General features: G+C 50.6%; 9 protein-coding genes. 4 read left to right on the forward strand and 5 right to left on the reverse strand.

Features of this window, described 5'->3' with window-relative positions; all coding sequences use genetic code 11:
* Nucleotides 1–17: 17 nt before the first annotated feature.
* From LZ463_RS23125 to LZ463_RS23140, 4 genes are all read right to left on the reverse strand, one after another.
* Complete coding sequence (locus LZ463_RS23125) at nucleotides 18–1034, reverse strand: right-handed parallel beta-helix repeat-containing protein (protein ID WP_241458665.1); 1017 nt, start codon at nucleotides 1032–1034, stop codon at nucleotides 18–20.
* Nucleotides 1035–1206: 172 nt separating this feature from the next.
* Nucleotides 1207–3618 (reverse strand): TonB-dependent receptor, encoded by a 2412-nt coding sequence (locus LZ463_RS23130; protein ID WP_241458666.1) that lies wholly within the window; start codon nucleotides 3616–3618, stop codon nucleotides 1207–1209.
* An 85-nt stretch (nucleotides 3619–3703) separates the two neighbouring features.
* A complete protein-coding gene (locus LZ463_RS23135; RefSeq protein WP_241458667.1) occupies nucleotides 3704–5554 on the reverse strand; it encodes a hypothetical protein in 1851 nt (616 codons plus the stop codon).
* Nucleotides 5555–5917: 363 nt separating this feature from the next.
* Complete coding sequence (locus LZ463_RS23140) at nucleotides 5918–6910, reverse strand: LacI family DNA-binding transcriptional regulator (protein WP_241458668.1); 993 nt, start codon at nucleotides 6908–6910, stop codon at nucleotides 5918–5920.
* A gap of 279 nt (nucleotides 6911–7189) precedes the next feature.
* Here LZ463_RS23140 and LZ463_RS23145 point away from each other — a divergent pair, with 279 nt between their 5' ends.
* Entirely contained in the window at nucleotides 7190–8008 is an 819-nt protein-coding gene (locus LZ463_RS23145; RefSeq protein WP_241458737.1) for an NAD-dependent epimerase/dehydratase family protein, read from the forward strand.
* Between the two features lie 58 nt (nucleotides 8009–8066).
* Nucleotides 8067–8909 (forward strand): heparin lyase I family protein, encoded by an 843-nt coding sequence (locus LZ463_RS23150; RefSeq protein WP_241458738.1) that lies wholly within the window; start codon nucleotides 8067–8069, stop codon nucleotides 8907–8909.
* Nucleotides 8910–8918: 9 nt separating this feature from the next.
* Here LZ463_RS23150 and LZ463_RS23155 read toward each other — a convergent pair whose 3' ends face one another.
* The gene (locus tag LZ463_RS23155) at nucleotides 8919–10109 is read right to left on the reverse strand and encodes an aldose epimerase family protein (protein WP_241458669.1); all 1191 of its coding nucleotides are present in this window, start codon (nucleotides 10107–10109) and stop codon (nucleotides 8919–8921) included.
* Between the two features lie 204 nt (nucleotides 10110–10313).
* Here LZ463_RS23155 and phnD point away from each other — a divergent pair, with 204 nt between their 5' ends.
* Nucleotides 10314–11291 carry a phosphate/phosphite/phosphonate ABC transporter substrate-binding protein gene (phnD, locus tag LZ463_RS23160; RefSeq protein ID WP_277624152.1) on the forward strand — a complete coding sequence of 326 codons (978 nt, stop codon included), beginning with the start codon at nucleotides 10314–10316 and terminating at the stop codon, nucleotides 11289–11291.
* A 251-nt stretch (nucleotides 11292–11542) separates the two neighbouring features.
* Nucleotides 11543–11890: a nucleoside phosphorylase-I family protein gene (locus LZ463_RS23165; RefSeq protein ID WP_241458671.1), complete on the forward strand. Its 348-nt coding sequence runs from the start codon at nucleotides 11543–11545 to the stop codon at nucleotides 11888–11890.
* Nucleotides 11891–12009: the final 119 nt, after the last annotated feature.

Raw genomic sequence — 12009 nt, forward strand, 5'->3', positions numbered from 1 at the left:
GGCCGTCTCAAAGGAGCTTACTGACAATGTACCAGCGCCACATTGGCGACACCACCAGTCGTATTCGTCGCCGAGTTATTGTCACAGACGATATTCCCAATCAATCCTGACTGTACATTGATGCCATAACCCTTGGTATTGAGGTTGAAGCGGTTGCTGCTGAATTTATTGTTCTTTCCCCATCCTGTGTAGGCCTGATGTATCTGGAAACCGTCAAGCAGGTTTTTATCACTGGAGGTGGGATGGTTGTTGACGGTATTACCTGTGATTGCGTAATTATTGCCTTTGACATCAATCACGCTGTCGGCATAGTTTTCACCGCTGATGCCGCTGCCGTCAAAGGTATTGCCCTGTATCAGGCCATCGGATGAGCCTTCCTTGATATCTATGCCCTCGGCCCTGACATTCGGACCTATGCTGTTCGTCAGCACTTTGTTGCGGTCGCTCTTGTCCGGGTTGCATGAAGTGTAGGTGCACCAGTTGGAATTGGCAGATCCTATATACACGCCTTCACCAAAACCAGCCTGTTTCTTGCCGGTGTTATAGATGTGGCTGTTCTTCAATACATTGTCCGTGCTGAAGGCGCGAAAATGTATGCCTTCATCATCCACATCATGCACCGTCAGGTTTTGCAACACATTGTTGGTGGAGGTATCGAGAATAATGCCCTTGCCAGAATTATTGATGGTGATGCCATCAATGATCCAGTAGTTGGCATGATCGAGATACAGGCCATAGCCGCCACTGTTTGCCAGTACTGCGGCAGATGACCCGGCAGGGCCGGTCAGTTGTATGGGCTGGTCAGCTTTGCCGCTTTTGTTCTTGATGACAAACTTGTCTTTGTAAGTGCCGGCGGCCAGTTGTATCACATCTCCGGCCTTTACCTTGCCGATGGCGTCTTGCAATTCCTTGGCGTTTGTTACCCTGTATGTCGTCGCCTTTGCTGGCAGTGTAACTGCTAACAGGGTGCAAGTGATGAATGTCAAAGCCGGTTTCAGAATAACTGTTTTGCTATTTGGTTTTGCAGATAACATGATGTACTCCTTGCTTGTGTGGATGGAATGAGATCTCGCTTGAAACAACAGACGGCAGAAAACCATCCGGCAGAATTGCCGGAATCTGGAAAGAAGGGAAATGCCAGATTTTCTCAAGACCGTGATGAACAGCGTCGGCTATTCATCACGGTGTTCAAATTACTGAAGATACTCAGAATTTTGCATCCAGCCTGACGCCGACATAGCGAAAGGCATCGCGGGCTGGTGTCCAGGTGGTGTTGGTCACTGTCAGCACAGGATTGGGGGCCTTGCTGCTCCAGCTGCCGACGCCGGTAAAACCGGTATTGGCATAGTGGCGGTCAAACAGGTTGTTGATGAAGAAGCTCAGTTTGTACTTGTTCATTTTGTCCTTGATGCCAAATCCTATATTGGTGACGCTGATGGCCGGCACGGCCAGCGATGGGTCCTGGTTCAGATTGGTGAGGACATCGCTCTGATAGCGTACGCTACCGGTGAAGAAGGCGTCGAAGGGCAGGTTGCTCAGGTGCAGGTCATATTGTCCACCGATATTTGCCTTGATCCTGGGGGCATTGGGCATTCTGGCGCCAGCCAGGTTCTGTACATTTTGCCCACCATATTGTGCGGACTTTAACTGGCATTCGGCATTGAAACCGCCGTTTGGGCTGCCAGCGACGTTATAGCAGGGCGCATTCGGGAAATCAGTGATCGTTGCATCGGTATAAGCCAGGCTGCCGTTGATGATCAGGTCCCTGGTGACCAGTGCTGAAACATCCATCTCCACACCGCGCGTCTGTACACCACCCACGCTATTGAGGCGGGTCACATAGGTAGTGGTGCCGGGCAGGTAACCGCCAGAATTTTGCTGGTAATCGCTGAACTTGCTGTTGAAAGCTGCGATATTCAAGGTCAGGCGGTTGTCAAGGAAATTGCCTTTCAAGCCGATCTCAAAGGTTTTGGCAGTTTCTGACTTGACCGGTTGCTGGGCTGCCGTTGCTACATTCAAGCCGCTGGTCAGATCATAGGCCAGACCCTTGTAACCGGTGGAGCCCATCGCATACACCATCATGTTCTTGTTGACCTGATGTTGCAGGCTCAGCTTGCCGGTAGTGGCATTTTCGGTATTGTCGAGGCTGGAAAAGAAATCGGTTTGCACATAGGCGCCAGGTGGCGGTGCGCCGACAGAAAAACGATAACCCGAGGTTTCGCGGTTGTAGCGCAAGCCGGCCAGCAGACTGAAATCCTTGGCAAAGTCCCATGTCGCCTGGCCAAACACAGCGTTGTTGACATTATAGGTATCGGTGAAATACTGCACAGGTGTGGTCAGTGCGATGCCGTTGTAGCCGCGTACGAAATGCCGCTCTATGGAATTTTTACCATACCAGTAACCGAGTACATAACGTATTGCACCCTTGTCATTCGAGGTATAGCGCAATTCCTGGGTTTGCGATTTCACATCAAAGCTGCCGTACTGTATATACCCGGCATTGACACCGGCAGCCTTGCCATTTGCCAGAGGGTAATAGAACAGGGTAGGGACATCGACAAAATCCTGGTCGCGACTGTCATTGGCATAGTAACGGTCTACCGAAGAGATCGAGGTCAGCGTAGCGCCATCCGCAAATGAATAAGTGAATTTCAAGCCGGCTCCACGGCTGGTCGATGTCTGGCCCGTCATGGCATCGTTACGCACAGCCGTATTGTATGGGCCTATATTGATACCGTTGAGCAGGGTACTGGCGGGCAACTGGGCGATATTGGACAATAAACCACCCGCCGGTGTCAGGCTGGTGATGGCCAGCACACAACAGGAGGTGACAGTGCTGTTATAGCGCGGTGAAAAATCGATGTCCAGATTGTCGGTTGGATGCCAGCTCAGTTTCGCCATGAAGGTCTTGCCGCCGGAACCATTGACCTTGCTGCCATCGGTCAGATTATTCACGTTACCGGGGAAACGGGTATCGCTGGCAGTGACGCGAAAACCGAATTTTTCCGAGAATTCGCCACCGTAGCTTGCGCCTATACGCCATTCGCCGTCACTGGTGTACAGACTGCTGATGTTGCCAGACAGCGGACCAGAAACAGGTTTGGTCACGATATTGACGGCGCCGGCAATCGCGCTTTTACCGAACAGGGTGCTTTGCGGACCTTTTAAAATCTCTATCCTGGCGATATCTGTCAGATCCTGGAAAGCCTTGACCTGCATACCCATGGGGATGTCGTCAATAATGACGGCGACATCAGCCTCAACACCTATGCCTATCGAGGTTGTACCTATGCCGCGCATATTGATGCCGTTATTGGCCGGGGTCGATCCATAGGTGATGGACAGGGCTGGCGACAGGTTGATCACATCGGCGATTTCCCTGACATTGTTACGTTGCAAAGTGGCGTCGCCAAGCACCGAAATGGCCATCGGCACGTGTTCAAGTTTTTCTATGCGTTTATTGGCTGATACGACGACTTCATTCAGCTTGCCTTCACTGGATTCTGTCGTTGTGCTTTGCTGAGCTTGGCCAATTTGCGCCAGACTCAACAGGGCCAGGCTGATGGCAAGGTGCAAGGGCTTTAATTGAAGCGGTTTGTCATGTGATTTTGTTGACATTGTTGTCTCCTGATTTTGTTGTATTTTTGCGCTGCTTAGTTTTGTGCAAAAGGGTGATCCCCTCTTGCGGATTTTTTGTTCTGACTTATTGATATTGCATGGTCCATTTGATGATCAGCGGCGTGACGGGGATCAGTTGTTTGCTGGTGCAAGTGATCAGGCTTTTGAATGGACCAGAGGGGGTCTGGAAATAAGTGTCGTTAACGAGTTTTTTTACCGAGCAATATTCAAGACCCTCGACACTGAATTTTGTAATGCCACCCTGGCTGAAACTGATGCTGTTGCCATCGATACTGGCTTCGTCAGAAAAACTGGCAAATTCCAGGCTGACCTGTCTGATACGGGCGGTACCGGTTTGCTGATATTCATCGGTTCTTGAAATGCTGCCTGGTGCAAATTGATAACGACTTTGCAGTTTGACGCGTGTATCTTTTTGCGGTGATTTTGTCTCAGCTGTCATGCGTGTCAGTCCGTCTTGCTGATATGTCAGGTACTGACCCTCTGCATCGTTTGTGGTCTGGATATTCTTGATGAAGGCGGTAGCAATCAGTTCCGTACCGTCGTCGAGCGTCAGTTTGGGGAGTAATTGCGGATGAGCGAAACCACTGTCCGGAATGCCGGCAATCAGCTCACTGGAAAATGGCAAGGCATAGTATGGGCTGTTCGCATGCTGCCCGGGACCACCATTTGCCAGCAACAGGCTGAACACATGCTGGCGGTCGCGATAAGTGGCCAGTGCCCTGTCATATTCGCCACGTGCAAACCAGTCCAGCCTGAATCGGGGTTGTGTCTTGTCAGCCCAGGCTTGCAGATCAGACTTGGGTATGGTTTGTGCATAGCCCATCTTCACCCAGATGGCATTGGTTGTCAGTAACTGGTGCAGCAGCGAGAAATTTTCACCAAGTACGCGATGGACGCCACGATAGGCATCGGTCTTCCTGCCCTTGCTCCACAGATCAACTGAATGCAATTGCGGGTCGTACCAGAAGCTCCGGAACTTGTTGAAGATGCGGGTGGAATAGGCGTAGGCATAATCTTTTTCTTCTGCCGTCAGGACACCGAGATAGGCAGAGGCGGACAGGATTTCCAGTATGGCGGTATCACCATAGGCGCCTATGCTGCGGCCAAAACTGAAACCATCGCCATGTGTGTTGCTCATCGCCAGAGCGATGTCGGCTGCTTTTCTGAGCTTGAGTTTCAGGTCGGGTCGAACTTCTTTACCGGTTTCTATCAGGCGGTGACAAATTTCGGCAATCAACAAGATGCTGTAGCGATCAAAGCGACCTTCGCCGTCGGTTTCGTCAGAGAACCCGTACTGGCCCGAATGGGCATCGTAGTGTGTCAGCAATTTGCTGAGCAACTGCTCACTGCTGGCAACGCTTTCCCAGCCCAGCAACATGCGCAGTCTGGCGACTCCAAAGGCCACGCCATAATAGTTGGTCGGTAAGTTGATCAGCTTCAAGTCGCTGACGTTGACGAAGCTGCGCCAGTCAAGTTGCTGTTTGAGTTTTGCCAGCGTAGCGGGGCTGACGGCGTGCTCGAGCAAACCAGCCTCATGGATCTGATGCAGTGCCAGAAGGTAGTAGTAAATACCCCAGCTGTGATTATCGAGTGCTACTGTCATGTCAGCTATATCATGAAAATTTTTCAGTGCCTGCTCACGGGCAGGCGTGGCTGCCGTGGTATTGAGCAGGATATGCGCCATGCCCGTGGCAATTTTCCCCGGCAGGAATTTGTCTTTGCCATTGAATGCCGGGTAACCTGCCAGCGTAGTTTGCATTCTTTCGTTCAGCAGTTTTTGCGCCAGAAAATCCAGTTGCGGATACAGCGCCTCCTGTACCAGGTAATTCATGGGCTGCTGTACCGGTGTGGTGACTGGTGGCGCGACTTCGCTGCCTGCCATGCCTGCATGGACATGCTCATTCAAGAGCAACATGCTTGCGCACACACTTAACCTGACCAGGATTTGATTGCGGCAAACCATACATCTCCTCGCTTGTTAGCTGTTTCCCGTTATCAACCTCGGAATAGGTTGATTTTTCAATTTAGGAAAACGTTTAACTAAAATAGTAGTTGAAATCAAATTGAAGGTAAACCTGATTTTTAAAATTTTCTCCAGACAGCGTGATTTGAATCGGCGAATGGCAAAGAGAGGTATGCAAAAATGCAGGCCGCGCTTCGTCTGGCCTTGAGTGATATGAAATTAAATGTAAAACGTTTTCTTATTTTGTCGTTTTTTTGCACAAGACCTTGCTGTGCTTAAGCATGCTTTAGTCGTTGTCCGTTCTACTTTATCTGTTTATTTTCTGTTCATGACCGACGAACGCAGCACCAGTTGCGGCGCGATCGTGGTCAGGCCTGTGCTGGTGTCGCCATTGATCATGCTGATCAACTTGCGCATGGCAGTGACACCCATTTCTTCACTCTGCAAGTCGACCGAGGTCAATGGTGGCGAGGTATAGCGACCATATTGGATATTGTCGAAGCCGGCGACCGAGACATCCCCGGGGATGTCGAAACCAAGATTTTGTGCTTCTTTCATGAAACCCAGCGCCATCAGGTCGTTGTAGCAAACCACAGCGTCAGGATGCTTCTTCCCCAGCATGATGGACGAGCACAGACGTTCTCCTTCAGCAGCTGAAGGAGAATTGGTATTGTAGATATCGACCGTGAGCTGGTGCTCGGCGGCACATTCCTGCAGGCCGCCATAGCGTTCTTCGTCACGCCTGGACTTGCTGAAACCAAGGTAGGCGATACGCTTGTGGCCCAGGGTAATCAGGTGCTGGGCCAGCATATAGGCGCCCTTGTGGTCATCGCTGCTGACGCAGGGAAAACCAAGCTGGCTGTGACGGCCAAAGAAGACCAGTGGTTTTTCCAGTTGCCCGGTCCAGCTGAGTTCGGCCTCACTCGTACGCGAGAACAGTATCATGCCATCGACTCGTCTGCTTAGTGCTTCTATCAGCGGTTTTTCACGGCTGAGATTTTCTTCTGTATCAACCAGCAGCAAGGTATAGCCATGTTCGATGGCGATACGATTGGCGCCTTTGACTATGCTGGTGAAATGCGGGTTGCTGATATCAAGTATGGACAGGCCTATGGACTTGGTACGCCCGGTAATCATCGATTGCGCCAGCGGGTTAGAGCGGTAACCGAGTCTGGCAATGACTTCTGTGATCTTTGCCTCTACGGAAGGAGAAAATCTCTGCGTACCATTGATGAATTTGGAAACGGTGGCGGTGGATACGCCAGCTTCGGCTGAGACATCACGTATGGTCGGTAGTTTTTTCTTCATTGGCTGTAAAAAGCGTTTAACGGTCAAGGTGTCTTGGGGTTTATCAAGAGCAGAATCTTAGCGCATAAACAAGGTATTCAGTATCAATTGATATTGCTTGCACTGTCTGGAAAACATTCATTCAACGACCGGCTTGAGAACATTTTCCTGCATCATTGTGAAATATTTGACCGTGGCAGGATTTCCTATATACTTAGTTAAACGTTTAACTAAATCTGCTCAAGCTTAAAGAATTTGCCAGAGCTGGCAGCCAACATTAACCAAAAATCGACAATGATGATGAGCGAACAATTTAGCGAAAAGCCTTTTAACCGTCTTTTACTGACAGGCGCCGCCGGGGGGCTGGGCAGGGTCTTGCGTGAACGTATCAAGCCCTGGGCAAACATCGTGCGCCTCAGTGATATCGTGACAGTCGAGAATATTGTTGCCGGTGAGGAGTTGCAAGTCTGTGACCTTGCTGACAAGGCTGCGGTACATGAATTGCTCAAGGGGGTTGACGCCGTGTTGCACTTTGGCGGCATATCGGTAGAAGACAAATTTGAACCCATCATGCAGGCGAATATACTGGGCATGCATCATTTGTATGAGGCGGTGTACAAGCTTGGCGTCAGGCGTGTTGTCTATGCCAGTTCCAGTCATACTGTGGGTTTTTACCGCACGACTGAGCTGGTGGATGCCGACAGTCCGTTGCGGCCCGATGGTTTTTATGGTCTCAGTAAATGTTTTGGTGAGGCTTTGTCACGTTATTACTACGATCGTTTTGGCATAGAAACCGTCTGCCTGCGCATAGGCTCATCTTTTCCTGAACCCCGGAATGCCCGCATGATGGTGACTTATCTCAGCTATGACGACCTGGTTGAACTGGTCAGGGTGGCATTGTTTACCCCGAGGGTAGGGCATAGCATTATTTTTGGAACTTCAGACAATCAGGCCAGATGGTGGGACAACAGCAAGGCTGCTCATCTGGGTTTCACGCCCAGGGATAGTTCACGGGTATTTGCTGATCGCTTTGCGCAGGCTGCACCTGCTGTCGATCCCCATGACCTGACCAGCATCTACCAGGGTGGCCCCTTTGTTACCGCCGGCCCGCAATACTGATATGCATCCGTCTCTATTTGTCCGCTTGCTGACAAGCGCAGGGATGTGCTGCAGCTTGATGGTAATTGCTGGGCCGGTCGCCGGTTCCGGCGTATATGGCAACAGTCTTTGTCTCAAGCCATCTGCCAGTGATGTTGGCGCCAGTTATCAGTTTATCGAAGATATCTTTGGCAAAGGTGCAGTTGAAGCACCGAGTGACGTTTTCTACCAGCCGCGTCGGCCGCATGTTGCAGTGCTTGGTGATGCTGATGTGCCCGCTTATTTTGCCATTCTGGCGATAGAGCCAAGCGACGTCAATCTCGATCTGCGCAGCCAGGCTGACGGCGGTGACCGCAGTCGTACCGAGATCAAAATCGCTCCAGCCAAGACAGGGATGCATGTCGCTTTCCAGGCGCATGAAGGCGATACATATACCTACGCCTGGCGTTTCAAGATCGCAGCAGACATGAAGTTCTCGCCCTCATTCACCCATGTTCACCAGATCAAGGCACATGGTGGCAGATTCGCCGAAGCACCGCTGATCACCTTCACGGCTCTCGCAAATGGAATGATGGAGATACGGCACATCGCTGATCAGTCCAGTGATGGTAGTGCTTACCAGGTATTGGCCAAAGTACCGCTGGCGCAAGTGCAGGGTCAGTGGATCAGTGTGCGTGAACGTATCCGCTTCGCCAATCACGACAGCGCTTATCAACTGAATCTTGACGATCAAAAAGGCCAGAGTTTGTTGCAATTGCAGCGTAACGATTTGCAGCTGTGGCGTACTGGTGCAGACCATATGCGACCCAAATGGGGGATTTATCGCAAACATCATGTGCAACTGAACCAGCATCGTGACGACTATGTGTATTTTGCCGATCTCAGCATTACGCGTAGCGATGATAAACCGACCTGTCCTTAGTGGTTCCGCCTATTGGCGGTCCTTTCCTGCAAGTGAAAAACGCAGACTGGTAGTTGATGTGCAGGTTTGTCCTGGCTTCAGTACGGTGCTGGGGAATTCAGGGTGATTGGGGCTGTCAGGCAGATGTTGGGTTTCAAATGCAAAGCCATCGTGGCGCAGATAGGCTCGCCCTTCGCTGGCAAGCTCACTGCCGTCAAAGCCGTTGCCACTATTGAATTGCACGGAAGGTTCGGTCGTGTAGACATCCATTTGCCGGCCCGAAGTGCTTTCGCTGATACTTGCAACCAGTTTCAGGCCCTGGTCCCAGTCAGTGAACAGCAGGCTATGATCATAACCAGGTGGATTACCCAGCAATGCGCTGGCCTGCATCAGATGCTGGCTGATAGTGGTTGGCTGGCGCAAGTCCAGCGGTGTCGCCGATACCGGCAGGATGCGACCGGTAGGAATGCGTTTAGCGTCTGTTTCAGTATACCGGTCTGCAAGTATCTGGAATACATGGGTATCCAGGCCGCGTGAACCTGCACCCGCCAGATTGAAGTAGGCATGATTGGTCAGGTTGGTGACGGTCGTTTTGCTGCTTGCCGGGGAATGCGCACTATAGTCCATGCGCAGCTCATTGCTGGTTTTCATCAAGCTGTAACTGACGCTGACCTCGATCTGTCCCGGCATGCCCTGGTCGCCTTCGGGGCTGCTCAAGGTATAGCGGACGCCCGTGCTGTCTGCCGCAGAAATATCCTGGTATTGCCAGACGCGCTTGTCAAATCCATCTGGGTCGCCATGCAAGGCTATTCCTTTTTCATTGGCTGGCAATTTGATGAGCTCGTCGTTTAGCCTGAATTCTGCCCTGGCGATGCGCCCCGCATAGCGTCCGATGATAGCAGCATGTCTGTGCCGGGTCTTCAAGTAAGCAGGCAGATCGGGCAGACTTAATATGATATTGGCCAGTTTGCCATGCTGATCCGGTACGGCAAGCGTGGTGATGGTCGCGCCATAATTGATAAAACAGGCGCGCATACCCAGGCTGTTTTGCAGACAATGCCGCACCACAGCTTCGCCTTTGGTAGTCTGTCCCCAATTTTGGGGCCGGTTGTCAGTGGCCATGACATGGCCTGCAAAAAATAGCGGCGCTAGCAAACAACCGGTAAAGCTACGGGCAAGCAAGGCAGGCAATCCGGGTATAGGTAAAAATACTGTTTGCATTGGGAAATAGTTGCTCAAATTCATCCAGTGCTATAATAACGGGCAATTGATGCACGAGCATTTATTTCAATGTGCATCCAATCACCATCCCCTTCCTGTCCCAAAGTACGCCCCGGACGTCGCTTGTTGTGTCCCATATCGTGCATCTTAGAAGGTTGCCGGCATTCTGATGCTTTGGGTATTTGTCTTGTCTATTGAGGTTATATGTTTAGGAAATTCCTGCCCCTGATACTGCTAGTGTGCGGTATGTTTGCGTCACTTGCCCAAGCCGCCGAAAAACTGACTGTTGGTCTGATTGCTACCACCAGCATAGAAGATACACGCAAGCGCTGGCAGCCTTTACTGGATGATCTGGCGAAAAGCACAGGTACTGAAGTCAGTGCGGCGATTTCAACCAATTACAGCGATATCCTGGCTGGCCTGAAAAATAACACCATACAAATTGCCTGGCTCAGTAGCAAGGTCGCGCTCGACGCCGTAGAGGAAGGCAAAGCCACCGTGTTTGCACAGATGGTCAAGAGCGATGGCTCACGCGGTTACAATTCTGTGATTATCGTGTCCAGCAAAAGTGCGCTGACCAGTTTCGAGCAAGTGATTGCCAAACCGGGCGTATTTATTTTTTCTGACGGTGATAAAAAATCTACATCCGGTTACCTGGTGCCGGCGTATTACCTGTTTTCCAAGAACAAACTGGACCCGGCCAAGCTGTTCAAGAAAGTGCTCAACGGCAATCACCAGTCGAATTTCGAGGCGATCTTGAAGGGGCAGGCAGATGTTGCCACTTTTAACACGGAAGAAATGGACAGACTGAAGAAGGAAGCACCTGATCAGCTGGATAAAGTGCGTGTGATCTGGTCTTCGCCCTTGATCCCTAACGATCCCATGCTCTACCGCAAAGACCTGTCGCCAGCCATGAAGAGCAAAGTCGAAGATTTCTTTGCCAGCTACGGCAAGCAAAAAAATAGCCAGGCAGTGTTGAAGGACATCCTGAATCTTTCAGGTTTCCAGCGCTCCACCGATGCACAATTGAAGCCTATTGCCGATCTGACATTGTTCAGCGTCTTGCGTGAGAACCTCAATAATCCGAACCTGACGGATGCGCAAAAGCAAAAGAAATTTGATGAAGTCAGCGCTCGCTTCGGTAAATTGAGTTTTGCCCTGGAAGCTTCAAGGATCAAATAAGAAAATAGTAGAGGGGTGTAGCGATTACATTCCTGTTACAAATTTCTGAAAAATGCTAATAAAATGCTAATAAATTGCTAATTTAAAGGCATATTTGGAGAAATTTAATAATTTTTAATAAAAAACATTCAAATATTTCCGACTTTTGTAACCTAACGTGTCAACTAAACGGCGAACCAGAGCGTTTTTGGACTAAAGAATCTTTGCTGACAACTTTCATCAAGCAAAGGTTCCCTTAAAGGAGTCGGAAAATGATTTATGAAATACTGGTTCGTCCAACGGACAAAAGCAGGAAAATCACTGCAGATCATTTGATCTGGATAGAAAGCGACATGACAACCCGTTCTTTTGAGCAATGGTTGCGTGAACGCTCCCTGCTGGATGGCACCAATCTATCCCCGGTAGCCCGCTGGAGCATCGTGCAGACCCAGCGTCCTGCACATTTCAAGCTGGCCACCCAGGCAAAAGCCCTGAAAAGCCGTATTTCTGAATTGATGACTGGCGTTTCTGAAGTCGTCGCCGTACCTGATGCGTCCCGTGCGCTCAAGGCTTTCCGTCTGAAAAGCCGCACTCCTGCTCCACAACTGATCGCTGCCTGAGTTTGTCCACGGTCTTGTTGGCTGGCCTGATGTCGTTTCAGCCCTGTTGTTACTGACAGGGCTGGTCGACGGGCAGGTTTTGCAAGCACTGTGTCTGAACCCGGCAAGGGCGATAGGTT

Origin of the sequence: Undibacterium paludis (assembly GCF_022568815.1) — a bacterium.
In the GTDB taxonomy this organism is placed as follows: domain Bacteria; phylum Pseudomonadota; class Gammaproteobacteria; order Burkholderiales; family Burkholderiaceae_D; genus Undibacterium.

Excerpts from the sequence above, each read along its gene's own strand:
- LZ463_RS23125 (WP_241458665.1), bottom strand. The coding sequence starts at position 1,034 with ATGTTATCTGCAAAACCAAATAGCAAAACAGTTATTCTGAAACCGGCT.
- LZ463_RS23130 (WP_241458666.1), bottom strand. The coding sequence starts at position 3,618 with ATGTCAACAAAATCACATGACAAACCGCTTCAATTAAAGCCCTTGCAC.
- LZ463_RS23135 (WP_241458667.1), bottom strand. The coding sequence starts at position 5,554 with ATGTTGCTCTTGAATGAGCATGTCCATGCAGGCATGGCAGGCAGCGAA.
- LZ463_RS23140 (WP_241458668.1), bottom strand. The coding sequence starts at position 6,910 with ATGAAGAAAAAACTACCGACCATACGTGATGTCTCAGCCGAAGCTGGC.
- LZ463_RS23145 (WP_241458737.1), top strand. The coding sequence starts at position 7,190 with ATGAGCGAACAATTTAGCGAAAAGCCTTTTAACCGTCTTTTACTGACA.
- LZ463_RS23150 (WP_241458738.1), top strand. The coding sequence starts at position 8,067 with ATGGTAATTGCTGGGCCGGTCGCCGGTTCCGGCGTATATGGCAACAGT.
- LZ463_RS23155 (WP_241458669.1), bottom strand. The coding sequence starts at position 10,109 with ATGCAAACAGTATTTTTACCTATACCCGGATTGCCTGCCTTGCTTGCC.
- phnD (WP_277624152.1), top strand. The coding sequence starts at position 10,314 with ATGTTTAGGAAATTCCTGCCCCTGATACTGCTAGTGTGCGGTATGTTT.
- LZ463_RS23165 (WP_241458671.1), top strand. The coding sequence starts at position 11,543 with ATGATTTATGAAATACTGGTTCGTCCAACGGACAAAAGCAGGAAAATC.